This window comes from Streptomyces sp. NPDC102441 (assembly GCF_044765585.1).
Classification (GTDB): Bacteria; Actinomycetota; Actinomycetes; order Streptomycetales; family Streptomycetaceae; genus Streptomyces.
On sequence record NZ_JBIWKH010000002.1, the window covers coordinates 351,957 to 374,360 of the forward strand.

Genomic DNA, 22,404 nt, shown 5'->3' on the forward strand with positions numbered 1-22,404 from the left:
GGGGCGGGCGGACCAGCCGACTGGCCCACCCGCCCCGGATAGGGGTGCTGCGGTCAGCCGCAGGTGCTGTTCGAGCAGGCGGACTGGCAGGTGGACGTGCAGCCGTCGCCGGTGTCGTTCAGCAGGGCTCCGACCACGGGCAGTGCCGAGACGGTCTCGATGCTCAGGTCGAAGTCCGACCCGGACTCGGCCGAGAACGGCGTTCCGGTCTGCGGCAGGGACTTGGTGATCTGCGGTGCCATCGTGCGTCTCCTCGGGGTTGAGGGATCAGTGGACTGTGCGGAACGTGCTGGTGGTGCCACCTGACGGCAACGCTGAAGGCGTCACGGCCAGGAGATGATGACCCGCGTGTGCGGCCGGTCGATGACCCGGCCTGCGGGAAGTCGGTCGTCGGGCGTGCCCGCCGGGTAGACCTCAATGTGTGCACGGTCGCTGCGGTGCCCGTCGTTCCACGCCTGGATCTCTTCGACCAGGCGCTCAGCGACCTTTCGGCCGTCGGGTCCGTGCCCGATGGCGCCCAGCTCGTAGCGGTTCTCCAGATCGGTGGGCCGGGTCGTGCGGTACGCGAAGCTGCCGCCGTCGACGAGCGCCGGGAGGCCGATCGGGGAAGCGGCAGCGACGATGCCGCGCTGCCGGGCTCCGACCTTGGCCGCCATGATGGGGAGGTTGTCCAGAGCGGTCGTGAGCCACAGGTCCAGGTGTTCCTTCGACTCCTCGCCGCCGACCGTCACTCCGGACCACGCTTCGGACCGCGGGGAGCGCAGCGCGGCTCGCAGCGCTTCTGTGTCCGGCTCGGCGTGGCCCGAGTCCAGGCGGAGAGCGACTTCCGCGCCCTCCTCGTCGTGCAGAACGGCCAGGCGCATCCGGTTCTCCCCGGCTCCGCGCATCGGCACGAATCCGCACTGCTCGAACCCGTCGCTCACCAGTCGGTCGCCGTCGCGGACGAAGGCGACCGTGCGGGTCATGCTGCGCATACGCAGCGGAACGACGAGCCGTCCGCCGTTCGTGAGCTGGTCAACCCAGGCCGACGGGATGTCGGCAGCCTGCACGGTGACCACGATGCGGTCATACGGCCCGTGTTCGGGAACGCCGTGCTCGGCATCGCCTGTGACGACGGAGATGTTCCGGTAGCCGGTGGCAGCCACGAACCGTTCGGCGCGAGCGGTGACATCAGCGTCGATGTCCACGGTGACCACTCGCCCGTTCTCGCCGGCCATCTCCGCGAGGTACGCAGCGTTCGGACCGCCTGAGCCGATCTCCAGAACCGTCATCCCCGGCTCGATCGCGGCTTGCTCGATCTGCATCGCCTGAATCCGCGGGGCGGACACGGAGCTGATGTCCACGCCGTGCTCGTCGGTCTTGGTGATGGTGGCCGTCTCGACCTCGTACGTCTTGGCGGGTTCCACCTCGGGGGTGGCCAAGTGCCGGGGAACGGTGCGGAACGCGGCCACGACGCGAGGGCTGCGGGCGGCCCCGGCCTCGATGAGCTTCTGCACCATCGTGTCGCGTAGCTGCTGCTCGGTGGCGGCGCCTTGTTCCGTGCTGGTCGTCAAATCGGGGGCGTTATCCACGCGGAGTCTCCTCCTCGGCGAGTTGTGCCGAGCATGGTTGAGCGGATCTATGGACCGGCGCGGAGCCGCAGGGGCTCGTGAGTCAGGGACGAGGCGACAGCCCCGCGCCGGGGTTGTAACCGCCCGACGATCCGGCCCGTTACATCCGGGCCGCCGGGCGGTGGTCTATGTGGCGCCTCTTACAGGAGTCGTGGCTTCCTCCTGACGAGGTCTACCGAGGTGATCACCGGGAGGTGGTCGCCGAGACGCTGGGTTTCGGCCGTGTCCACTACTCGGTGATCGTGGACAGCTGGAGCGAGGCGGCGTGACAGCAGCACAAAGTCAGACCGGCGGTCGTACGGCTCACTACCGCGACCCCAGTGGCCGGCGGTACGCGGTGGCTCCATGCCCAGCTGTTCCGGCGGGTCAACGAACCCCGCTTTCGTCAGCGCACTCATCGCACGACGGTCGCTGCCGCCGTAACTGCCGTCAGGCAGTACGAGCCGGTGGCGGGAGTGGAGGTGCGCGGGGACTTGATCCCAGTCGTCCGGGTCCTTGTCCATGAGTCCACCGGTGTTGAGGTCCCCGATGATCACCGCGAGCCGGTCGGGATTGGCGTACTCCGTCAGCCACCCGGCCTCCGTCAAGCGAACCGCCGGGCTGAAGGGGTGCAGGTGTGTATGGAGGACCCAGAGAGGTTCATCGACGCCGTCGACCGTGAACTGCGCTCTTGATGCGGCGTGATGAAAGCGCCCGCAGGAGATGTCGGCCCGAAACCGGCGGCACTGTATCCGAGGCCAGCGATAGAAGAGGACGAGGTGGCAGCCGTGACTCCGGGAGGGAGCGAACAGCGGCTGCATCCCCAATGCCTCAGCAGTTTCGTGGACTCGGGCGTAGTCCGTCCGGTCCCAGTGCTTGGCCTCCTGGATACCGAGAAGGTCCAGGTTCAGGGACGCCAGAAGCCTCAGCTGTCCGGACCAGCGATCCTGTCCGCCGTCCATTACGTTGTAGGACCCGACGCGCAACCGTGCGGAGGCTGCTTCGGGGACCTGGAGCGCGGGTCGGCGGCTGGCATCGATGACGCTCATCCGGGCCTCCGCATCGTCTGGAGGGCGAGCAGGGACCGATGCGGTTTGACGATTCGTCCGTCCGGCAGGAGTTGGCCGGTGTCATCGAAGATCAGGACGCCGTTGCACAGCAACCCCCAACCCTGTTCGGGGTGGGCCGCAGCGGGCCGCGCTGCCTCTCGGTCGGAGGCGTCGGCCGTGGGACACGGCGGGTTGTGCTTGCACATGGTGCTCGTCGTCCTCTCGGGTGCGGTGCGGGAAGAGGGCTCTCCCTCGGCGACTACGGGGCCGTGGGGGAACACGGAACGGAGACCGCCGGAGAAGGCCCGGGGTGCTGGCGTAAGAAGGTGGTGATGGCTGCCTCGCTGTAGCCGTAGAACCGGCCGAAGACCGCGTCGTCTTCCCACCACTCGGGAGCCGGATCGCCCCACTCGACGGTGTGGCAGGTATCGCGGTGCGGCGACCACCGGACGCGGAGGTTCGGAAACCCCGGTCGGTTCGTGAGAAGGCCGCGTGCCCCTATTGCCAGGGACAGCAGATCGAAGGACATGTATCCGCCGCGACGCGGGCCACCGACCGGCACGGCAAGCAGCGGTGCCCGGAAGACGCGTACCGCGACGGCGTGAGCAAGGACCTCGGGCCGGGCAAGGCGGTCCCGGAAGTGCTCGAAGTCGTACGCCTCCTCGGCAGAGCAGAGCGAAGGGCCGAACGAACGCGTCGAAGCCTTAGTGGTCGTTAGCACTCGACCAGCCCCCTGACGATCCCGGCCTCTTCCAAAAGCTCGGCGAGATCGAGGGTGAGCCGCGCCAGCTTCCGAACGAGTCCGATGGTCTGTCCCGCGTCGCCGGCCACTACCTCGGCACGCAGTGTGCGGGCCTGTCCGATCAGAGCGGCGATGTCCGGGTGCTTCTTGTCGGCTTGGTCTCGCAAGGCACGGGCTACAAGCAGCTTGAGCGCCATGAGGAAGCGCTGAGTACGGGCATCGTCGTTGTAGTTGGGTAATGGTGCTCTGCCGGACGGGCCCGCGGCGTGGTGGCTGATCTCTTCCTCGCCGTGCAGGATGGTGTCGAGGTCGTCGAACACCTCGTTCCAATCCACGCTTGCCCACTCGCGCACTGCGCTCAGGTACCGCCGGGCCTTCTCCTCATCGTGTGGAGGAGTCCAAGGGGTCGTGGGGACCGTCGGGTCCTTAACGCGGACCGGCATGGTCTCCGGGCTCGTCGCCCAGTCGCGTAATGCGGTGTTCGTCATCAGCACGCCACCAAACTCAGCTCGCACCACGTGGTGGCGCCGTTGTCGCTGACACCCCACGCGCCCCGTCTGCTTCGGGCGATCTCCTGCACGAGGACCAGCCCGCGACCGTGTTCGTCGTCGTCGGGGGTCTGTGCCGTGGGGCGGGGACCTGTCACGCCATCGTGGACGCGGATGCACAGGACGCCATCGCGAAGGTCAAGAGTGAGCTGGATCTGCATTCCGCCGCTGTGCAGGATGGCGTTGGTGATCAGCTCAGAGACGATGAGGGTTGCATCGTCGGCGACGCAGGTCAGACCGCGAGAGGTGAGGCGTTCCCGGGTCACGTGCCTCATGGCTCGAACGCGGGATTCGTCTACGGGTGGGGGGAGTTCGCCAGGAGAGCGCTTGGTGATGGGGAAGTTCTCCTCCACCAAGCCGTTGGGGCGAGGCGCGGTCGGGCACTGCGGCGCCGGGCCGTTCACCGCTCCGTTCCGATCCGTGATCCGCCCTCGTGCCCAGGAGCGGGGGCTTCGAGCGAGGCGATGGGGTTGGTCCGGTGCCGCTGGCCCGGGATGCGCCGGAGCAGACCGGCGAAGGCGGGCATGGGGGTAATGGATGCGTCGGCGAGATTGCGGCGGCGTGCTCGATCGCCGGGGGTTCGCGCGGTCATCGCGCCTTCCCTTCCGCAATGGGGAAGAGCGCCCCGAGCTTGCCGTGAAGGTCAACCACTTCATCGGCCGTCAGGACCAGCGGAAGGGGCGCGGGCTCCGCGGTCCCCTCGTACAGGTCGAGAGGGACCGCGAAACGACCGGCCTCCGTGTGCGCGACCTCGGCCTCACGAGCAAGGCGGAGGTGGCGCTTGGCGGGCGGTAAGGGCGCCGCGCCAGCTTCCGTCTGAGCGTGACTTGTCGTCATGACCCGTAAACGTAGGGCCACTTCAGATGCCCACCCCTGAGAAAAAATCAGGGCTGAGTAACGCTCAGGGTTGGCATATGCCTAAGCGGCGAGCCCGATGTGCTTCGCTACCGCACGCAGGTCGTCGCGCCACATCGGCTTCTCGCGCTTCAGCAGGTCTGCCACTGCCTCCCTGACCAGGGGAGAGAACACGATCTCCTCCGGCGACTGCTTCAACAGCTTGCCGAGAATGTGCACCGTCGCGTAGTCGTCCCGCTGGATGCGGTTGAGGTTCATTACCTCGATCAGGTACCGGGTCCGACGTTCGAGCGGGACCTCTTCGTTGACAGCGACGTGATCGGCGGCGCGAAGAGCTTCGCTGGTGTCGCCTTCCTCTGCCTTCAAGTGCACCTCGTGCATGGCAAAGTTGGTCGGCCCGAAGCACGTGTGCCAATGGTTGAGGTCTGCGCCGACTCGGTCCACGGCCCGCTTCGCTCCGTTGTACAGGTCCCACGCCCTCGGGCCCTTTGTGGCGCGTACGGCGGCTACAGCACCTTGCAGGTGCAGCGCGCCGTACGCGGACCAGTGCTCAGGGGCGGAGTCGTCATTCGGCCGGCACTGGGCGATGGTCTGCCGAGCGAGTTCGTAGCTGTCTTCCACATCTCCAGCGGAAGTGAGGACACAGGCCAGGCTCCAGGCCGCAGCCGCGAGAAGGGCCGGGTCACCGGCGTTGTCCGCGAGGGAGAGGCTGCGGTCCGCCGCAATGCGGGCGAGGGTCGGTTCACCGACGCGACGAAGCCAGATCTGGTGCAGGCTGTAGAGGCTGATGAGCTGCCGGAGGACGGTGCCCTCGTGCTCAGGTGAGGCGTCGCGCAGAGCGGCGTGTCCCTGCCGCAGGAGGGTGGGCAGCCGCTCGCCGACGTCGCGGTACCGGTCCTCAGCCTGCGTCTCGTAGACCTTCCAGGCATCCGTAACCGACGACTCGAAGTCGTCGGAGGTGACCGACCCGATTCGCTGCGGAAGGAGAGAGGCGGGCAGCGACAGGGCCTGTCGGATGAGCGGAACGTGCTCGTGCTCCGTGCCCGCCGTAACGATTCCGGACACGTATCCGCCCGTCAGGTCCTCCAGACTGCATCGCAGCTGCTTACTCAGCGCGATCAGGATCGGAAGCCGGTCCAGCGGCATCCGATCGTTCTCAATCTTGTAGACCCAGTTCTCTGACCTGCCGATTAGGTCTCCCAGCATCCTTTGGGACAAGCCCCGGCGCTCACGCCACCACTTGATCCGTTGGCCGATGCTGAACAACTCTCCGTCATACACCATGGGTTGACCGTTCGCCGTAGTGGACAGGGCACTCGTGTCAAGCGTAGGCCCACGTGCGTCGGGGAGAGGCGATACTGGGGGTCTCTCCCTCTGGGGAGGGCACTCAACGGTCCCCCTGTCGCCCTGCGGCCGGGGGACCGCGTACACGTACGCAAGATCGGCAAGGAGGACGCTTTGCCAGCCCCATACCGTGGCCTGATTCTCGACTTCGGTGGTGTGCTCACCACTCGGATGCGACTGAACGGGCAGGCGTTCGAGAGGACGGAGGGATTGACTCCAGGCGCGTATTTCGCGGCACTGAATGAGCATCCTGAAGGCGTCGCGATCTACGCAGCACTGGAGGTCGGTGAGGCGACCCAGGAAGACTGGAACCGTGTCATCGGCGGCATCCTCGGCATCGACTCCACCGACCTGATGCGGCGCGCTCTGGCGAACCTTCACCCGGAGCCTCAGATCGTCGCCGCCGCGAAGCGCGCTCGCGCGGCCGGGATCAAGGTGGCCATGCTCAGCAACTCGTTCGGGATCGAGCCCTACAACCCGTACGAGGACAAGGGCATGTGGACGGACTTCTTCGACGCCGTGATCTTGTCGGAGCTGGAAGGCGTACGGAAGCCGTCGCCGCTCATCTACCAGCGCGCGCTTGACGCCCTAGACCTGACCGGTCCGGAATGCGTCTTCGTTGATGACCACGCGGAGAACCTGCCGCCCGCCGAGACCCTGGGCATCCGCACCGTGCACCACACGACCGATCCCACCGGCACAGCTGCCATCCTCGCCTCACTTCTCCTCGACCCCGCCCCCGCCTGAACGACAGCAGCGTTCGAGGAACCTCTAGGGCTCCTCGAACGCTGAAGGACGGCCATGGGCTCTTGCTGGTGAGCGTTCTAGATCGCCGGGGGCTCCGGCCCATCGGGCTCGCCCGGACCTTCTGAAGCGGGTACGCCCCCGTACCTAGGCCGCCTGGCCTCCGCTCTTGCAGGCTGATCATCTTTCGCGTCCACTCCGGCGGTGGCCTTACCAGGCTCCTGAGCGGCGACCTTCGTGAACACCTGCTCCGCGCGATCCAGGGTCAACCGCATCGTGCCGTAAGGACCCACGGCGTACCCGGTCCGGTGCCCGTGCAGGTGCAGTTCCTCCACCGCCTGAAGGCCGGCGTCGACCTCCGGCACGTCGTCCGGTGGGACGAGGGCGTGCAGTTCCTCCGCCCACTCCCAACCGAGATCACGGAGCACGGTTCGGGCTTCCTCCTGCTCCCAGCCGCTTCGCGCCACCAGTCCGTGACGTGGGTCCGTCGAGAAGACCATGTTCGGGTCCGCCATCATCCGGCCATCTCCTCGACTCGCCCCACAGATCCCGTCTCCTCGCCCTTGGCGGTGGGCCAGGCCGCGAGCTGAAAGCGCGCCGGACGCTCGTCGTGCCTGCCGACGCGGCACTCGTCGCCCGCCTTGCCCAACGTCTTGTTCATGCGGGTGAGGAACCGGTCGTACTGCTCGTGCCAGATCACGGATGAACCCGCCTCCGCATACGCGTCTCCCCGGGCGAAGGCCAGGGCCGCGATCTCGTACGCCAGTCCCTCGTGCTTCACCCAGCAGGGAGGGATGACATCCTGCGGCTGCCAGGCGTACGTCCGGTTCAGCCAGCGGCACACAGAATCGAGCCACGCGGGCATCGGCGCGATCAACTCGGCTGACAGGGCGCCGAGGTCCCACGGGGCGGGACCGTCGGCGGCAACGGACTCCTCCGTGCTCCGCTCCGCGATGTACTCCAGGATCAGCGCGGGCGGCTCGGGGAAGGGCTCGAAGTGGGTCAGGATCTCGGTCATGCGGCAGCCGCTCCTTCACGGCCGGCCCACGCCTCCGCGTGGGCCTTGGCCCGCTTCTTCTTCTCAGTGGCCCGCTCGGTCCGCTCGGCTTCGTTGGCGGCCCGAAGGTCACGCACGTACCCCTCGATCTCGGCCCAGGAGTCCCAGGTCCACATGCCGTCGAGCCGGGTGACGATCGGCGGCAGGTTGTCCGCGAGGACCAGGGCGTGGCCCTCGGCCAGGCGCCTGATCTCGTCTCCTCGAAGGACGGGTTCGAGCGCCATGTGCGTGGCCGTCGAGTGGCCGCCGCGGTCCCCGCCGGAAGTGGTCTTCGTCTTGCGCTCTCGCTCGACCTGACCGCACAGGTCGGACATGTCCTTGAGGAAGTCGGGGTCCTTATCTCCGGGCAGGACGATGACGTTGTTGGTGAAGGCCGCCAGTTCCTTCGCGGTGTCCTCGCCGAAGCGGGCGCGGGCGGACGCCCACGCCTGGAGGCCGTAGACGACCGTGATGCCGCGACCCCGGCCGTCGGCGACGCGTTGGCGGAGGGAGGGGATGGGCGCGATGTTCGGCGCTTCGTCCAGGGCCGCGAGGAGAGCGGGGTCGAGCCGCCCGGCCGGGGAGACGAGGGCGTGCGCTTCCCCGAAGTCCAAGAGGTCTTCTGCTATCGCGGTAGTCAGGGGTGCAACGCTGTTCACCTCGCTGTCCTTGCCGAGAAGGTAGAGGGTGCCCCCGGAGTCGAGGAACGCGCCGAAGTCTGTGGGGTCCTCTCCATCTCCTTGGAGGGCGTTGATCACCGACTGGTGCATGAAGGGCTCCAGCGCCGCATCGAGGGTCGATGCGGTGTTGCCGACTGTGCGGCTGTCGCCGGTGGTGGCGGTGCGGAGCATGTCCGCCCAGCCGGGGCCGGCGCCGGGGTGTGCGTTGAGGATGCCGAGGGGTGCCGGGTCGGTCAGCTTGCGGGCCCACCGGAGTACCCAGTCGAGGGACGCGCCGTCGAGGGCGGCGGCGTGGAAGAAGGCAGCGAGGATCTTGGAAGCCTGTCCCTTGTAGAAGGCACTGCCCTCACTGGACTGCGCTGCGCCGTTGGGAGTGCGCGAACCAGCGACGAACGCCTTGCCCCTCATCATCGCAACTTCGGTGTCGGCTGCGCCGTTGATCGGCGTCCACCGGAATTTCGGGAGGCTCGGCGCGATGTTCTGCGGGTCGAAGACCGCAACAGGGCGGCCCTCCCGCTGCCGCGCGTCGAGGGTCAGTTCGACCAGATCGGGCTTGGTCGATGTGGCCAGGACTGGACCGGCCCAGTTGCGGACGAGCGGGGCGAAGAACCGCAGAGTCTTCCCGCTGCCCATCGGGCCGATGACCCGGCATGCCTTGTCGGCGCGGGACCACAGCTCGACGCCCTTCGGGCGTTGCGAGGTGCCCAGCGAGTAGCCGAAATCGTGAGGATCGAGGGGGTGGTGCATGACGTACTCCGGAGCGAGGTGGGCAACGAGGCGAGAAGGTCAGCGAGCGGTGGGGCGCTTCTTCGCGAAGCTCACCCCGGCTGCGCGGTTGGGCTGGCTGTCGTCGCTGGTGAGGGAGGGCCTGATCTCGGTGGCCTTCAGGACTGCTTTGGCCGACATCTGGCGCTTGAGCTGTCCCTTGCTCGCGAATCCGGCGTTGCGCCGTCCGCGGTTCAGCAGGAACCAGAGCGTCACCAGGGCCAGCGCCAGCACGGCCGTCACGGCGTACAGGGCCAGTGACATTCCATCGGGCATGACGTCCACTAGTCGGCCCTCCGGGCGACGCGAGCCGCCAGGTAGCGCATACGCCGGCCGCACAGCCGCGACATCGACGCGTCGGGTCCGGCGCAGCGTGGGGGCGCGGTGTGGAAGGCGCTGTGCAGGTCCTCGGCGGCTCGCCAGATGTGGGTGACGGCCGTACGCACGCGTCCTCCGGCGGCGGAGTAGTCGCCGTGGTCGAGTACGACGGCCAGTTCCTTCGTGCGCCGGGCGAGGTCGAGTGCTTCGGCGTGCAGCTGGTCGAGGTCCTGTCGTACCGCGCGCTCGGCGGCGGGAAGCGTGGGGTTGGCGGTGGTGACGGTCATGGTGAGGGCTCGTTCCGAATCTGCGTGGAAGGTGTCGGCGGCGGAGAGGTGGCAGTGTCCGCTCATTCGGAGTCCGGGGAGGTACTGGTCAAGTCGGTCATCGAGCCGGACGAGAAGCACAGATGTTGTTCGGCTTCCACCAACAAGTGCTGGACGCCGGGGTAGATCACTTCGCCGACCTTCCACAGCGCGATCCCGCGGCGCAGACGCATGATGTGCTCGGCCGTCCAGGACGGCAGGCCCAGCCGGGCCACCGTCGCTTCCGCCTCGGCCTTCTTCTGGCTGTAGATCACGATGGTGTCGGCCATCTTCAGCGCTGCTTGGGTCTCCGGGCTGTCGTCGATGTCCGACAGGTGGTGGACGATGAAGATGCAGGACAGGCCGTACCCCCTCGCGAACTTGAGGAACTTCTCAAGCAGCGAGGCGAGTTGGGGCGTTCCGAGGATGTGCCACGCTTCCTCGCAGACGAGGATGCGCTTGCGCTGCGTGTAGCGGCGGCAGCCTGAGCGCTGGTTCGGTCCCAGCTCCCATGCTCCGGAGTTCGCGTCAACCACTACGCGGTCGTGCTGCCCCGGCTCCGTCCCGCATTCGCACAGCGGGCGCAGCCACACCTCTTCGAGGAAAACCGAGATCACGGCGACGAGGATGGTCATGGCGACCCCGCCGGACGGGACCTTGGTCAGGTCGAAGACGATCATGTCAGCGTCGAGATCCACCCCGAGGCTGGTCGGGCCGTCGAGCATCCCCGTCAGGTCGCCGGTCGCGTCCTGCTCGCTGCCGCAGAGCCGGTCCAGGACGTAGGACGCCTCCAGGCCGTCACCGAGAAGGTCGTCCCGCGTACGCTTCTTGGCCGTCGCGTCGGACTCTTCCGGTGACCGCAACGCGGCGGCGACGTCGGCCAGGACCGGGGTGCGGCCGAGGTCTCCCGCCCGCTGGTGGGCCCTGCGGATCGCGATCCGCAGGGCGGAGCCGGCGAATTCGTCCAGGGCCTTGCCCAGCCCGAGTTCAACGATTGTGCGGACCAGCTCGACTTGCCGTTTGCCCGCGATGGCGGGGTCCATCGGGTTGATGCACGAGGCGCCCCGGCTGCCGCCGGGGGCGAACTTCACCGGGGCCTTGCCGGTGAGCGAGCGGCCGAGCGCGGCCCATTCGCCCTCTTCGCGCTCTTTCTGTTCCTTGGTGTCGAGGACCACGACCTGACGTCCGAGACGGATCTGTCGCGCGGCGTAGGTCTTGGTCAGGGCGGACTTTCCCCGGCCGGTGTCGCCCATCACGATCATGTTGCCGCCGGGCAGGCCGTCGCCGAAGGCGCTGAACGGACAGTAGATGAACGCCTTGCCGGAGTAGAGCTCCCGGCCGATGATCGCGCCCGCCGTGCCGAGGGTGGGCGGTGCGATGGGGAGATAGAGGGCCTGGCTGGTGGTCGTCTCGGTGTAGAGGGGACGGCGCACCGTCTCGTGCATCGGCGACAGCGGGGTGAGGTCGAGCAGGTCTGTCACTTGATGCCTCCGGCGAGGGGGAGGGTCGTGGCGAAGGCCCTCGCGTGTTCGAGGTCGAGCCATTCGATCCGCAGGTGAGCGTTGCGGGCGCGGGAGGCGGTGGTGCGCTTGGTGCGCTCCAGCTCTTCGGCGCTGCGCGAGGAGATGGTGATGTAGCCGACGACGGCGGAGCCAGCCGCGCCAGAGGAAGCCAGATTCATGCCGCGTGATCCGGTAGCGCTGGCGGCGATCTGGTCGCGCGGGTCGATGTTTTTACCGCGCTGGCGGTCGCGGGTCATCTCCGCCTGGTTGTTCGTGTCCTCCGCGAGCATCCGCTCCACAGCCTTGTCGTTGGGTTCGAGCTGCTGCGTGATCGAGATGGTGCGGATGACATCGGGCATCCCGATCAGCAGGGGGCTCAGGAAATCGGGGCCGACCGGGGTGGTGGGCCATCCGATGACCGAGGCCGTGGCGTGGTACCAGCTGTCGGTGGAGCCTGCCGCGCGGGTGGCAACGTGGGCGCCGTCGCGGACATCGACGTTGCGGGGGAAGGCGTGCGCCTGTCGAAGGTCGGTGTCCCAGATGGCGTGGTCCGGGTCGTAGCTGTTGCGGATGAACGCAGTCATCCGCCCTTCGTCCAGGGGCGCGATCACGGAGAGGTCGGCGTCCTCCGCGCGGGACCACAGCTCATCCAGGTACGCGGACATGGCGGCGGCGATCCCTTCGTCTCCGGTTCCGCGGGCGGCGCCCTCGGCCGCCAGGTCGCGGGTGAACCGGGCGTGGATGGTGATGTAGTAGCGGTGTTCCTCGGCGCTGGTAGATACGGCGTTGGCCAGTACGTCGTACGAGTCCTTCAGCCACTGCGGGGCGGCCGTCGTCGCGGCCGACTCGTCGCGCTGCGCGATGTAACGCTGGTGGGCGTAGGGGTCGGACTTCATCTGCCGGGCGAGGACCTGAATCCGCTTCACCGGGTGCTCTTCGACGTTGCCGAACGCGTCGAGGAGCTCGCCCCAACGCTCCAGTGCGACGACCTGTTCACCGACTTCCTTGCCGCCGAGGCCGGGCGAGGCGATCTCCAGCGTGGCCGTGACGCACCCGGCCTCCGGCTGGAGGACCACGACGGCCTGCTGCCCGCGGACCGTGACCGGCACCCACGTCATGCCCGTGACGCCTTCCGGCTCCGCCAGAGCGGCGTCCGGCGGAGTGCCGTTGGTGCGCACGCCGGCCTCGACGGCCGGGGACACCCACACGCCGCCGGTACGGCGGAGCGCCTTGCGGTGGTAGCGGTTGATCCGCCACCAGCGGTAAAGGGTGCGCCGCTGGGACGTGCCCTTGGGCCGGTACGGGGCGTACACGATAACCAGGGCGAGCAGGATCGGCAGGACCAGGCACGTTGCGGCGATGGCCGTCACGCCGTTGAAGAGGTAGCCGAAGAGGATGCCGGTGACGGCGCCGCCGCCGAGGACGACCTGTTCGCCGAGGTCTCGGCGGCCGACCAATCCTGTGGGGCGGTGCTTTCCGAACTGATACGTACGAGTCGACATGGAGGGTCACTGATCCTTGCTGGGGTTCGGTCGTCCGGGTGCCTGGCCGCCCGAGGGCCGCGACGGCGGCGGGGGCGTGACGGAGGGCCCGGAGCCCGAGGTGGTTCCTGATGCGGAGGAGGGGGAGGCGGGCGGTGTCGGGCCCGAGGTTCCCGTGCCGGTTGACGGCGGGGAGGACGGCTGTGCTGTGCTCGGTGCCCCATTGGCTCCCGGTGGGCGCCCCGCCGAGGCGTGCCCACCGGCCGAGGACCAGTCCGGAGAAGAGCCGACGACCGGGTCGGAGGTCGCTCCCTGGGGACTAGCGGCGGCCGGTGCACCGGACGTACCGGCGGTGTCCTCGCCGCCCTGCTGGCTCTCGGGCTGTTCGGCCTTGCCGCCGCCTGCGGCGTCGGTGCCCTGCGCGCCTGGGGAAGTGGTGGCCTTGTTCTTCGCCACGTCGACGCCGGCCTTAGCAATGGCGGCACCGACCGCGACCGGTCCGGCCACAGCAGTTCCGCCGCCCATCTTCGCGCCAGCGGACTTGGCGCCAGCGGACTTGGAGCCGCCGACCAAGGAGTCCTGGACACGAGCGCCCATCGCCCTGTTGGCGTGCTGGGCGGGGCCGTCGACCGCGGCGGCCGGGCCGGAGGACTGTGCACTCTTCCGGTCGTGGTGGAGACTGGCCATCTCGTCGCCGAAGGCTGGCACCCACTTGTAGAGCGTGGCGGACGCGAAGACGGCAAGCAGGAGGATCAACGCGCCGACCAGGGTCTTGGAGACCGAGTCGGACATGCTCCCCGAGGTGTCGCTGAGGATCGCGCCGCCGAGGCCCAGCAGAGCGAACAAGATCGGCTTACTCAGGCCGATGGCGAAGATGGCCCCGAACCACTTCTTCGACTTGCCCCACAGGTCGCGGTCGACCAGCCCGGCGTTGACGATCGGCCCGAGCGCAACGGCCACGTAGATGGCCGCGCTGCGGATCAGGAGCTCGATCCACATCAGCAGGGCGCCGCACATCATGATGAGATTGACGACCAGCAGCTGTCCCACGCCCTCGGTGGGGTTGGCTGCCATGACCTTGAGAATGTTCTCCAGGAATGGCTTGAAGTTCGATGTCGCATACGGCTCGAAGATGGCCGTGACTTCGTCAATGGCCTTCATCAGCAGTGCGATTGCGCCCGGTGTCATGGCGTTGACCACGAACTGGAGGAGCAGGAAGCCAACCGCCTCGGACACGGCGGTGGTCAGGGCGACTCCGCGGACCGCCCGTTTGGCCACGGCGATCAGCCACAGGGCTACGGTGAGCAGGCTGGAGGCCGCGAAGATGATCGCGTACTGCTTCAGGAAGCCGGAGCTCGTGAGATCAATCTTCGTGGTGTTCTGGATCAACTCCAACATCTTCCTCAAAAACCAGATGTTGGCCTCGGTCAGCTTCTGGAGCAGGAACCCCAGCGGGTCCTTGACGAAGTCGATGGCCGCCTTCGCCTCGCACACCATCGGGATGTAGCAGAACGGATTCGCCACCGCCGAGGGCACGAACACGAACCCGATGATCACGTTGACCATCGCCACCGTCTGGAGGCGGCGGCGCCAGCGGCCTGGGGTTCCCCGCTCGATGGTCAGCAGGCCGGGTGCGTCCTCACGCAGTCGCAGGCGCATTGCCGACACCTCCCATGTTCGCGAAGCTGTCTGCCGGGTCGGCTTCCTGCATGGCCGGCGGCGACGGCACGAGCGGTTCGGACGGCGTTACGGCCGTCGTCTTCCAGGTGCCGTCCTCCCAGACGAGATCCACGGTCATCCGCAGGAAGGCGACCTGCGGGCGCTGCGTCTCGTCCTTCCCGGCGACGCCGCCCACCGACGCCGTCCACAGCTCGATGCTCGCGGCCTGGTCGGAGTAGGAGATCGAGCGGGTGGCGAGCGCCGCGGTCCGCGTGATCAGCTCGCTGCCGTCGGCCGCCTTGCCGTCGGCACCGACCCCGCGGTTCTCCGTGACCAGGCGAGCTGTCGAGTCGCTGTCCGAGGTGACCGAGTGCAATACGCTCGACGCGGCGGTGGCCGTCAGCATCCGGTGTCGCCAGTCCTCATCGGTGAAGAACCGCGGGTCGCCGTAGAGCATGGTGGCGCTGACGGCGGCGGCACGAGCGCCGCGCTCATCGTGTCCGTACCGGGCCGGGAACCCGCTCTGGTCCTCGGTGCCGCTGAGCACGGGGTCTTCTGCAGCGGCCGGAACGTAGTCCGAGAAGTCGCCCGGCACGTTGGACGCCTGCCGTACGTCGATCGGGGCGACCAGCCCCGAGGAGGCTGAACTGTCCTTCAGCTTCCAGTCGTTCGACTCCCAGGTGAGCGTGACCGTCACCGACTGGAAGCCCGCCTTCGGCGTCGCGTGCCCGGCCGCGCTGCCGCGAACCGTCGTCGTCCACAGCCGCACCATCGCGCCGTGGGCGTCGGCGCTGAGGACGTGAGCGGAGAGGACGCCGTTACGGGCGACGGCCTTCTTGGCGGAGACCTTGGAGTTGTCCCCCCGCAGAGAGCCGACCGCGTCACCGGCCGTGTGGTCGGCCTTCTTCGCTGCCGCTTCAGTCGTGCCCTTGGCAGCCATGACGGCCACCGCAGCGTGCCGGGCGTCCTTGTCCGTGAGGAACCGCGAACTTCCGGCAATGGTGGTGTAGTTGGCCGCTGCCGCTTTCGCGCCGGAGCGGGTGTGCGGGTAGCCGATGGGGACGCCGTGCAGCTCGCGCACACCTTCGCTGCTGGCGTGCGGAGCCGAGTGGGCGGGTGCGGACGCGGAGGGGGCCGTGGCCGGAGGGGCACCGGTCGCCATGCTGACGACCACTCCGGCCGCGGTGACCACCGCAGCACCGCCGGCCGCGATGCCCCAGAGCTTGGCCGACGGGCGGCGTGCGCCGCTGGTCTTCGAGGAGGAAACGTTCCTCCGGGATCGGGCAGCCATAGGTCACACACCCATGCCGTAGGTGATGGCGAAGATGGTGCCGAAGCTGGCCACGAGGAAGACGCAGGTCAGGCCGCCGACCATCATGCCCTTGCCGCGCGAGCTGTCCATCGTGGAGTGGCCCTCGCCGAACCATCCCTTGCTTTTGCCGACACCGGCGAGGAAGGCGCCGGCGCCGACGACGAGGACGACGGCCGCGATGACGCCGAGGATCACCTTCGCCGTTCCGCCGAGCTTCCCGAAGGGGCCCCAGTCGGGCTTCACCCCGCTGACGACGTCGGCACCGGCGGCGAGGGTCGTGTGCAGGGAGGGATCGGCAGCGGCAGAAAGGAGGTTGTGCATGTTCAGCCCCTTGGTGGCGTAAGTAATGGTTTGGGATGTTTTGGCTTGATTAGCCGACGTGCCGCATCGCGATGATCTGTGGCTTCCAGTACGAGAGCGGCTTGATCCGCACCTGAGCGCCGGTGTGCGGGGCGTCGATGACCTGGCCGCCGCCGATGTACATGCCGACGTGCTCAGGTCCGGCGGAGCCGGGGACGGAGAACAGCAGGTCGCCCGGCGCGAGTTGAGAAACGGCCTTGACGGCGGTCCCCGCGTGGACCTGGTCGTACGTGGTACGCGGCAGGTTTACTCCGGCCGCTGACCAGGCCATCTTGGTGAGCGAGGAGCAGTCGCAGCCGCCCATGCCCTTGAACGGCATGGCGCAGCTGCCGCCCCACTGGTACCAGCTACCCAGAGCGGTCTTCGCGGCCGTGATCGCGCGAGCGGCCCCCTTGCCGGCCGGAGCGTCCGGACGGACGGCGTCGGCCCACTTCGAGGCCAGGGAGCGGATGTTGCGGACGTAGTCGCGGGTCTCGGGGTACGGGGGGATGCCGCCGTACTTGATCACCGCGCCGCCGCCCGCGTTGTACGCTGCCAGCATGTTGTCCGTCGAGTCGCCCGGCACCTCCTTGACCTCGGCGGCCAAGGTGCAGTCGTAGGCCGCCTGCGCGGCGATGGCGTCTGCGGGGTTGCGGACGTCCTTGATCCCGTCGCCGTCGCCGTCCTTGCCGTGCTGGGCCCAGGTCCCCGGCATGAACTGAGCGATCCCGAGTGCGCCGACGGGCGAGGTCGCGCCCGAGTTGAAGTGGCTCTCCGTGTAGAGCTGAGCTGCCAGGAGCGAGGCTGTGACCTGCGGGCACTTGCCCGCGTGCTTGTTGATCAGCTCACGGACCCAGCCCGGCACGGGGGCGTCCGTCGTGATGCCGCCACCCGGACCAGCCTCCTGCGCGGAGGCGCTGTCGGCCCCTCCGAACGTGGTCAGCATGGCGACACCGGTGATGAGCCCGGCCGTGACGAGCCCCAGGCCCGCTTGCGTGCCCTTGTTCATCGCGGCCCCGTCACGCCCAGGGCAAGGCGGTGACACGCCAGCCCTTGGAGGTGTGCTCCAGGCGGAGCGCCAACTGCTCGCTACTGCTGCGCGGATGCCCGGACTTGGGGGTGGTCGTGAGGGTGTAGCTCACACGGACGAGAGCGGAGGAGGCAGTCACCGCGGGTGCGCCGTCGGGGACCACGGCGGCCGTGATCTTGGCCGTCTGGCGAGCCTTCTCGGCTCGCAGGGCGGCCCAGGCGGCATCCTGGCCGGGGCGCTTCTGGGCGAGCACGCCCGCGAGTTCCCCCGAGGCGAGCCGGGCGGCCCGAGCGCCGGCATCCGCGTACGAGCTGTCTGCGCCGTCGCGGGCGTCGTGCTCCGCGTACGCCACGGTGAAGGACCGCGCGGTCCGCTCAACGTCGCTTGGCAGTCCGGTGGCTGATGCGGAGGCGGTAGTGCCGCTGTGCGGCGTCGCCGTGTCGGGTATGCCCGCCGAGACGGAGTGCGGCTGCGCCGACGCGGCCGGGGCTGCGGAGGTGTCGTTGGTCGAGCTGGAGCAACCGGTCGACAGGAAGGCCAGAGAACCAGCCACTCCTATAGCTGCTGATATAGGTATGAAACGGGTGGATCGAGGCATGCGGGGACCACAACCTTGGTGCATGGGATTTGGAAGAGCGAGCGGTGCGGCCCTGCGGGGGCGGAGGGCCGCACCGCTCCTTCGCGGGAAGAAGGGGGATTCTTCCCGCGGGCTTTACTGGCGAATGCCGGAGAATTCGCAGAACAGGCCGGAGCGTGTAGCTCTATCTGCCTGTCTCATCTGCGGAAGGGTTCGATCGTGTTTCGCATCTGCGAGACGGTTGAGCTGCCGGGCGCGTTACTCATATCAAGGCCATCAGCCCCTTCCGTGACTCGGGCGAGATCGTGGGTGATCTCTGCGGCCGGAAAGTGCCTTGTGGCGTTGGCCGTGCCTGAATCCTTGCAGGGGTTCGCGGACAACTCGAATCACGTAAAAAGCCGGAACTTAATTCCAGGAATTAAGTTCCGGCTTTCGTTTAGGCAGCTGCTTTGCGGCCCTATGCGGGCCCGTGACGAAGGTGCTCGATCGCTACACCGAGCCACGGCACGGCCGGGCCGGACAGGAGCACGGGCGCGCACGTGCTGTACGCGAGCACGACGGCGGACGGTTCAGCGGTGACGCCGGTCAGGAGGGCGTGGTCGAAGGGCATCCACTCACGGGCGCCCTGTGGCAGGAGCCGCACCCCGGCCGAGGTGAGCACCACTCGGGCCGCGGTGTGGTCACGCCACTGGGGAAGGGCGGCGTCCTCCGCTTCCTGCCGCCGACGGGCGTCGAGGCGCCGGTTGGTCACCCACCGCCGGCCGAAGGTCGGGTGGTGCTCGAAGTACCCGGTCGAGGTCGGATAGTCGACGTCTGTCCCGTAGAGGCGGGCGGCGGAACACGACACGTCCGCGAAGGCGACTTCACCGGCCGCAAGGGCAAGGCCGTTCACCTGGACTGGCAAAAGACCGCCTCCGTCCTGGAGGTGCAGCGTGAGCGCGGATGCTGCCTGTTCGGCATCGGCGCGGACGCCGTCCTCTGCCCGGTCGCGTCGGCGAGACCACATCGTCATTCCTTCCTGATCAAGCGGGCCAACCGGGACCTGCACGGTGCGAGCCGCACAGGTCCCGGGCCCGTCATGAGATGCAATCACCAGAGGGAGCTGGAGGCGGCGGCGGGTGTCTTGGCCCCCTCGTCGTCCTCTTCCTTCAACCGGCCGAGCAGCAGCCCAAGGCGGTCGTTGCTGATCGCCTGTTGTTTGCGGACGGCGTCGCCGACAACCTCACGACTGATCCGTCCGGCCTGCTTGGTGGCGGCCCGTGCAATCGGCAGCAGCTCCGTCAGCCAGTTGTCGTCTGCCTCCCGCTCCTGCGAGCCCTCCGGGCCGTCCGGGACGGACGACTTTTCCCCGTCCGCAGCGTCACGGACCGTCGCGGGAGCGGACGGATCGGCTGCCGACGAAGACGCGGTGACCGGCCCCTGGCCCGGCGAGCCAGGAACCGGTCCGTCCGCAGTCCCGCCGTCCGTCACCCCACCGTCCGCCACCGCGGACGTGGAGACATCCCTACCGGCAGCGTGCGCATGGTCCTCGGACTGAACCGCGACTTTGCGCAGGTCAACGGCGGTCGCGGTGCACTGTGCCGGTGCGGACGGACCGCTGGACAGCGGACGTGGAGCCGTCTGCACGGGTGATTCCAGCGGACTAGGACCCGGCTCGACCGCGACGCGTTCGAGAGTCGGAGCCTCCTCCTGGACCGGTCCGGGACCGGTCTCCGTCCCGTCCGGGACCGCCCGCTCAGCCGTCCGCGCCATCAGGATGTAGAGGTGGACCGACCCCGCCAGCGCGAGCGGCGCGAGCATCGAAAGCACCCCCACGACGCCGTCCGCCAGATGCAGCGCGGACCGTCCGGCCTCCGGCGAATCGTTCAGCGTGATCGCGTGCAGAGCGTTCGCGCCGAGGCTCGCCCCGGTCGCCGAAAGGAACAGGACCCACGCGTAGAAACGTGCGGCGAACCGCTCGTGGCGCAGGAGAACGATGGCCCGTACGCCGTAGGCAATGAACCCGTCGATGAACACCGGGAACAAGTACGTCAGGTTCTCTCTGGCGTGGATGGCGAGGGCGATCTGACGCAGCGCGTCGTAGGAGAAGGCGAACCCAGCCGCGCCGAGAAGGATGATCGCACTGCGGTCCCAGGCCGTCATGCCCCGCAGGCTGTAGCCCTGCCGGTCGGTTCCCGCCGCCGTGTCTATGTGCGTGTGCGACATCAGAGGTTGCCCCCTTCGCGGGGTGCGATGTCCGACCAGGCCGGAGTCTGCGAGAGGAGCTGTCCGAGCTGTTCCAGAGACGTCACGTCGTACACGTGCTGACTCGGGCAGCTCACACACGAGATCCGCAGCGAGAGCCGTTCCGTGCCGCCTTGGTCGGTGTAGTAGAGCTCCAGGTGCTGGCCCCCGGTCGTGTCGAGCGAGGCGAAGGCTTGCAGGTGCTCCTCAAAGCTGAGGAGACCCAGTACCTCCCAGTCGAGCGTGACTGCTGCGTCCCCCAGGAGGATGCGGGCGTACTTCGACGCGGCCGTGATCGACCGTGGGCCCCAGGTACGGAACGCCGCCTCCCGAGCGGCCTTGCGCCTCTCCTCCGCGGTGGTGAGGTGCTTGGCCGCAGCGAACATGATCGGGTGACTCATCGGGGGGCCTTCCAGAAGATCTGTGGTGCGGAGTGCGGTTGCGTCGCCGGACTCGTTGGCGAGATGGAGAAGGACGTCCGCGTGGCACGGAGCATCAAGGGGGCATGTGCACATCAGGTCGAGCCAGTGCAGGGCTCGGGCGAAGCGAGCGGCGTAGAGGCTGCCCACCGGGCCCCGGAGCGTGGCGGCGAAGAGACCCACCGCCTCGGCCCCGTCCATCGGAGAACCGAGCGGGGAGCGCATCCCGGCCGTGAACGGATTCGCGTACCGGCTGTGCGGGCCGACGTATGCACAGGCTGTGGACAGTGCGGCGGCGTCGAGGGAGGCTCCGCGAAGGCGGACGGGCATCAGGCAGCCCTCCCGCCACGACGCCGGTCGGCGCCGATCATCGGCACGAGGGTCGTGACCATCTCCGCCAGGCGGCTCGCCACGCGGGCCCCTACGAAGTCGCTCAGGTCGGGCCCGTTCTCGTCCCGGGCCGGAAGATTGGACGTGATGATCGTCGGCAGGCAGTGGTTGTACCTGTAGTTGATCAGCCGGTACGTGACCTCTTCGGTCCATTCCGACGTTTTCGCCGTACCGAGGTCATCGAGAAACAGGTACTGGACCCGGCTGAGCCGTTGCAGCTCGTGTTCCGAGGCGCCCATGACCTGCGAAGGGCGCAGGTTGCCGTACATGTCGGCTGAGTTCACGGCGATCAGCTCGAAGCGGTGAGGCGAGCCGGCCGCGATCCGTCGCAGGGCCCCGTACGCCTGGTGCGTTTTGCCTGTCCCCGTGAGGCCGGTGAGGAGCAGAGCACCAGCGGCGGCGTTGTCCGCAAGGGCGCGGTCGGCCCACTGGACGACCTCCGGCAACGTCGCTTCCGCGTCACGGAACCGCGGAGGGGTTGCCCGCCTCCATCGCGTCAGGGCGTAGTCGGCACGGGCCCGGCTGTGCCATTCGAGGTCTCCGGGGTTCTCTTCCGGTACGTCGTCGGCGAGGTCGGAGTCCGGCACGACCTGAAGTCCCTTCGCAGCGAGTATTCGTTCCATGGCGTGCATTGACCTTGCGCTGCCCGCGCGTTCCGGCTCAGACATGCTCAAAATCCGTTCTGGTAGGTGCTGGGGGCAGCGGTGTTCTGGAAAGGAGTCCAGCCCGCAGGCTGTCGGCGCAGCGGCACGACATTTCCTTGGGAGGCTGCTGCGGAATCGTGCGAAGGGAGGTCCGCCCAGATGCGCAGCAGATAGCGGGCGGACTGTGGCGGCCGGTCGGCGTTCCATCGACGCGCCACCATTTCGACCAGACGTTCATTTCCCCAGCGCGCTGCGAGAGCTGTTACCCGATCCCATTCGGATTCGGTCAACCGCCAGCCGACGAGCATTCCAGCTCCCGTTATGGCTGTTACCAGGTCCTTTGCTCCGTCGGGAACGTTCACCGAGTCCTGCTTGACGGCTGAGCTCTCTCGACGTGGTCCCAGCAAGCTAGCTTGCTCTTTGGTGGTGGTAATACTCCCGTAGGGAGTATTACCACCACGTGCGCGTGAGGAAGAAACTTCCGAATCTGTGCGCTGAAACTTCCCACTTTTGACCTCTGAGGCAGAGTTCTGGGATGAAACTTCCTGGAAGTTAGTACCCTCTTCAGGTCGGGAAGTAGGAAGTTCTTCCCTCGAACCGGTGTGGTCGCCGGCTCGGCACAGCAGTATCGAGTAGGTGTTGGGGTTGGAGGCTCCACCTCCCCGCTCGTGGCTGAGTTCCCCGAGCTTCGCGAGCTCGCCCAGGCACTTCGTTATTGAGCGAGGCGTCAGGCGGGTGAGTCCGGCTATTTCGTCCAAGGTCAGCGTGGCTTTGCCGTCGTCGTCCGCCTCACGGGCCAGCGCCAGCATGACGAGGCGTGAGCCCCTGCAAGACTTTGATTGCGACCAGATCA

Annotated in this window: 27 protein-coding genes; 1 reads left to right on the plus strand and 26 read right to left on the minus strand. The window is 68.0% G+C overall.

The genetic code is table 11. From position 1 onward, the window contains the following. Positions 1-53: 53 nt before the first annotated feature. The 9 genes from ACIREO_RS05095 to ACIREO_RS05135 form a co-directional block, all read right to left on the minus strand. The gene (locus tag ACIREO_RS05095) at positions 54-242 is read right to left on the minus strand and encodes an FxLD family lanthipeptide (RefSeq protein ID WP_404105194.1); all 189 of its coding nucleotides are present in this window, start codon (positions 240-242) and stop codon (positions 54-56) included. Between the two features lie 81 nt (positions 243-323). Continuing rightward, entirely contained in the window at positions 324-1,571 is a 1,248-nt protein-coding gene (gene fxlM, locus ACIREO_RS05100; RefSeq protein WP_404105197.1) for a methyltransferase, FxLD system, read from the minus strand. Between the two features lie 179 nt (positions 1,572-1,750). Then, positions 1,751-2,638 carry an endonuclease/exonuclease/phosphatase family protein gene (locus ACIREO_RS05105; RefSeq protein WP_404105199.1) on the minus strand — a complete coding sequence of 296 codons (888 nt, stop codon included), beginning with the start codon at positions 2,636-2,638 and terminating at the stop codon, positions 1,751-1,753. Next, positions 2,635-2,844 carry a DUF5999 family protein gene (locus tag ACIREO_RS05110; protein WP_077972417.1) on the minus strand — a complete coding sequence of 70 codons (210 nt, stop codon included), beginning with the start codon at positions 2,842-2,844 and terminating at the stop codon, positions 2,635-2,637. The genes ACIREO_RS05105 and ACIREO_RS05110 overlap by 4 nt, the downstream gene beginning before the upstream one ends. A gap of 53 nt (positions 2,845-2,897) precedes the next feature. Next, a complete protein-coding gene (locus ACIREO_RS05115; protein WP_404105201.1) occupies positions 2,898-3,359 on the minus strand; it encodes a DUF6302 family protein in 462 nt (153 codons plus the stop codon). Beyond that, the gene (locus ACIREO_RS05120) at positions 3,353-3,715 is read right to left on the minus strand and encodes a hypothetical protein (protein ID WP_404105204.1); all 363 of its coding nucleotides are present in this window, start codon (positions 3,713-3,715) and stop codon (positions 3,353-3,355) included. The genes ACIREO_RS05115 and ACIREO_RS05120 overlap by 7 nt, the downstream gene beginning before the upstream one ends. A gap of 152 nt (positions 3,716-3,867) precedes the next feature. Then, positions 3,868-4,332: an ATP-binding protein gene (locus tag ACIREO_RS05125; protein WP_404105207.1), complete on the minus strand. Its 465-nt coding sequence runs from the start codon at positions 4,330-4,332 to the stop codon at positions 3,868-3,870. Beyond that, a complete protein-coding gene (locus ACIREO_RS05130; protein WP_143621479.1) occupies positions 4,329-4,520 on the minus strand; it encodes a hypothetical protein in 192 nt (63 codons plus the stop codon). The genes ACIREO_RS05125 and ACIREO_RS05130 overlap by 4 nt, the downstream gene beginning before the upstream one ends. 326 nt (positions 4,521-4,846) lie before the next feature. Continuing rightward, a complete protein-coding gene (locus ACIREO_RS05135; RefSeq protein WP_077972423.1) occupies positions 4,847-6,067 on the minus strand; it encodes a helix-turn-helix domain-containing protein in 1,221 nt (406 codons plus the stop codon). Between the two features lie 174 nt (positions 6,068-6,241). On the opposite strand from ACIREO_RS05135, the gene ACIREO_RS05140 reads away from it, so the two are divergent. Continuing rightward, a complete protein-coding gene (locus tag ACIREO_RS05140) occupies positions 6,242-6,874 on the plus strand; it encodes an HAD-IA family hydrolase (RefSeq protein ID WP_404105211.1) in 633 nt (210 codons plus the stop codon). A 77-nt stretch (positions 6,875-6,951) separates the two neighbouring features. Here the strand turns inward: ACIREO_RS05140 and ACIREO_RS05145 are convergent, their stop codons facing one another. The 17 genes from ACIREO_RS05145 to ACIREO_RS05225 form a co-directional block, all read right to left on the minus strand. Further along, the gene (locus ACIREO_RS05145; RefSeq protein ID WP_404105214.1) at positions 6,952-7,389 is read right to left on the minus strand and encodes a hypothetical protein; all 438 of its coding nucleotides are present in this window, start codon (positions 7,387-7,389) and stop codon (positions 6,952-6,954) included. Next, positions 7,386-7,889: a hypothetical protein gene (locus ACIREO_RS05150; protein WP_404105217.1), complete on the minus strand. Its 504-nt coding sequence runs from the start codon at positions 7,887-7,889 to the stop codon at positions 7,386-7,388. Before ACIREO_RS05150 ends, ACIREO_RS05145 begins: the two co-directional genes overlap by 4 nt. Continuing rightward, the gene (locus tag ACIREO_RS05155; RefSeq protein WP_404105220.1) at positions 7,886-9,334 is read right to left on the minus strand and encodes a type IV secretory system conjugative DNA transfer family protein; all 1,449 of its coding nucleotides are present in this window, start codon (positions 9,332-9,334) and stop codon (positions 7,886-7,888) included. Before ACIREO_RS05155 ends, ACIREO_RS05150 begins: the two co-directional genes overlap by 4 nt. Before the next feature lie 39 nt (positions 9,335-9,373). Next, on the minus strand, positions 9,374-9,628 hold the full coding sequence (locus ACIREO_RS05160; protein WP_404105223.1) for a hypothetical protein: 255 nt from the start codon (positions 9,626-9,628) through the stop codon (positions 9,374-9,376). 8 nt (positions 9,629-9,636) lie between these two features. After that, entirely contained in the window at positions 9,637-9,957 is a 321-nt protein-coding gene (locus ACIREO_RS05165) for a DUF6238 family protein (RefSeq protein WP_404105225.1), read from the minus strand. A gap of 62 nt (positions 9,958-10,019) precedes the next feature. Beyond that, a complete protein-coding gene (locus tag ACIREO_RS05170) occupies positions 10,020-11,456 on the minus strand; it encodes an ATP/GTP-binding protein (RefSeq protein WP_404105228.1) in 1,437 nt (478 codons plus the stop codon). Beyond that, positions 11,453-12,979 (minus strand): SCO6880 family protein, encoded by a 1,527-nt coding sequence (locus tag ACIREO_RS05175; RefSeq protein ID WP_077972430.1) that lies wholly within the window; start codon positions 12,977-12,979, stop codon positions 11,453-11,455. Before ACIREO_RS05175 ends, ACIREO_RS05170 begins: the two co-directional genes overlap by 4 nt. A 6-nt stretch (positions 12,980-12,985) precedes the next feature. After that, entirely contained in the window at positions 12,986-14,617 is a 1,632-nt protein-coding gene (locus ACIREO_RS05180) for a hypothetical protein (protein ID WP_227025184.1), read from the minus strand. Continuing rightward, a complete protein-coding gene (locus ACIREO_RS05185; protein WP_404105230.1) occupies positions 14,598-15,908 on the minus strand; it encodes a hypothetical protein in 1,311 nt (436 codons plus the stop codon). The genes ACIREO_RS05180 and ACIREO_RS05185 overlap by 20 nt, the downstream gene beginning before the upstream one ends. A 3-nt stretch (positions 15,909-15,911) precedes the next feature. Continuing rightward, positions 15,912-16,250, minus strand: a complete 339-nt coding sequence (locus tag ACIREO_RS05190) for a hypothetical protein (protein ID WP_007447287.1) — start codon at positions 16,248-16,250, stop codon at positions 15,912-15,914. A gap of 49 nt (positions 16,251-16,299) precedes the next feature. Beyond that, positions 16,300-17,277, minus strand: a complete 978-nt coding sequence (locus ACIREO_RS05195; protein WP_404105233.1) for an NlpC/P60 family protein — start codon at positions 17,275-17,277, stop codon at positions 16,300-16,302. A gap of 10 nt (positions 17,278-17,287) precedes the next feature. Continuing rightward, entirely contained in the window at positions 17,288-17,851 is a 564-nt protein-coding gene (locus ACIREO_RS05200; RefSeq protein ID WP_404105235.1) for a hypothetical protein, read from the minus strand. 481 nt (positions 17,852-18,332) lie between these two features. Continuing rightward, entirely contained in the window at positions 18,333-18,881 is a 549-nt protein-coding gene (locus ACIREO_RS05205; RefSeq protein ID WP_404105237.1) for a hypothetical protein, read from the minus strand. A gap of 83 nt (positions 18,882-18,964) precedes the next feature. Then, positions 18,965-20,080, minus strand: a complete 1,116-nt coding sequence (locus ACIREO_RS05210) for a DUF2637 domain-containing protein (RefSeq protein ID WP_404105240.1) — start codon at positions 20,078-20,080, stop codon at positions 18,965-18,967. After that, positions 20,080-20,847, minus strand: a complete 768-nt coding sequence (locus tag ACIREO_RS05215; protein WP_404105242.1) for a DUF6195 family protein — start codon at positions 20,845-20,847, stop codon at positions 20,080-20,082. Before ACIREO_RS05215 ends, ACIREO_RS05210 begins: the two co-directional genes overlap by 1 nt. Beyond that, complete coding sequence (locus ACIREO_RS05220; protein WP_404105244.1) at positions 20,847-21,530, minus strand: ATP-binding protein; 684 nt, start codon at positions 21,528-21,530, stop codon at positions 20,847-20,849. The genes ACIREO_RS05215 and ACIREO_RS05220 overlap by 1 nt, the downstream gene beginning before the upstream one ends. A 47-nt stretch (positions 21,531-21,577) precedes the next feature. Further along, positions 21,578-22,360 carry a hypothetical protein gene (locus tag ACIREO_RS05225; RefSeq protein ID WP_404105246.1) on the minus strand — a complete coding sequence of 261 codons (783 nt, stop codon included), beginning with the start codon at positions 22,358-22,360 and terminating at the stop codon, positions 21,578-21,580. Positions 22,361-22,404 lie beyond the last annotated feature (44 nt).

Excerpts from the sequence above, each read along its gene's own strand:
- ACIREO_RS05095 (WP_404105194.1), bottom strand. The coding sequence starts at position 242 with ATGGCACCGCAGATCACCAAGTCCCTGCCGCAGACCGGAACGCCGTTC.
- ACIREO_RS05105 (WP_404105199.1), bottom strand. The coding sequence starts at position 2,638 with ATGAGCGTCATCGATGCCAGCCGCCGACCCGCGCTCCAGGTCCCCGAA.
- ACIREO_RS05110 (WP_077972417.1), bottom strand. The coding sequence starts at position 2,844 with ATGTGCAAGCACAACCCGCCGTGTCCCACGGCCGACGCCTCCGACCGA.
- ACIREO_RS05130 (WP_143621479.1), bottom strand. The coding sequence starts at position 4,520 with ATGACCGCGCGAACCCCCGGCGATCGAGCACGCCGCCGCAATCTCGCC.
- ACIREO_RS05135 (WP_077972423.1), bottom strand. The coding sequence starts at position 6,067 with ATGGTGTATGACGGAGAGTTGTTCAGCATCGGCCAACGGATCAAGTGG.
- ACIREO_RS05145 (WP_404105214.1), bottom strand. The coding sequence starts at position 7,389 with ATGATGGCGGACCCGAACATGGTCTTCTCGACGGACCCACGTCACGGA.
- ACIREO_RS05150 (WP_404105217.1), bottom strand. The coding sequence starts at position 7,889 with ATGACCGAGATCCTGACCCACTTCGAGCCCTTCCCCGAGCCGCCCGCG.
- ACIREO_RS05155 (WP_404105220.1), bottom strand. The coding sequence starts at position 9,334 with ATGCACCACCCCCTCGATCCTCACGATTTCGGCTACTCGCTGGGCACC.
- ACIREO_RS05160 (WP_404105223.1), bottom strand. The coding sequence starts at position 9,628 with ATGCCCGATGGAATGTCACTGGCCCTGTACGCCGTGACGGCCGTGCTG.
- ACIREO_RS05165 (WP_404105225.1), bottom strand. The coding sequence starts at position 9,957 with ATGACCGTCACCACCGCCAACCCCACGCTTCCCGCCGCCGAGCGCGCG.
- ACIREO_RS05175 (WP_077972430.1), bottom strand. The coding sequence starts at position 12,979 with ATGTCGACTCGTACGTATCAGTTCGGAAAGCACCGCCCCACAGGATTG.
- ACIREO_RS05180 (WP_227025184.1), bottom strand. The coding sequence starts at position 14,617 with ATGCGCCTGCGACTGCGTGAGGACGCACCCGGCCTGCTGACCATCGAG.
- ACIREO_RS05185 (WP_404105230.1), bottom strand. The coding sequence starts at position 15,908 with ATGGCTGCCCGATCCCGGAGGAACGTTTCCTCCTCGAAGACCAGCGGC.
- ACIREO_RS05190 (WP_007447287.1), bottom strand. The coding sequence starts at position 16,250 with ATGCACAACCTCCTTTCTGCCGCTGCCGATCCCTCCCTGCACACGACC.
- ACIREO_RS05195 (WP_404105233.1), bottom strand. The coding sequence starts at position 17,277 with ATGAACAAGGGCACGCAAGCGGGCCTGGGGCTCGTCACGGCCGGGCTC.
- ACIREO_RS05205 (WP_404105237.1), bottom strand. The coding sequence starts at position 18,881 with ATGTGGTCTCGCCGACGCGACCGGGCAGAGGACGGCGTCCGCGCCGAT.
- ACIREO_RS05210 (WP_404105240.1), bottom strand. The coding sequence starts at position 20,080 with ATGTCGCACACGCACATAGACACGGCGGCGGGAACCGACCGGCAGGGC.
- ACIREO_RS05215 (WP_404105242.1), bottom strand. The coding sequence starts at position 20,847 with ATGCCCGTCCGCCTTCGCGGAGCCTCCCTCGACGCCGCCGCACTGTCC.
- ACIREO_RS05220 (WP_404105244.1), bottom strand. The coding sequence starts at position 21,530 with ATGGAACGAATACTCGCTGCGAAGGGACTTCAGGTCGTGCCGGACTCC.
- ACIREO_RS05225 (WP_404105246.1), bottom strand. The coding sequence starts at position 22,360 with ATGCTGGCGCTGGCCCGTGAGGCGGACGACGACGGCAAAGCCACGCTG.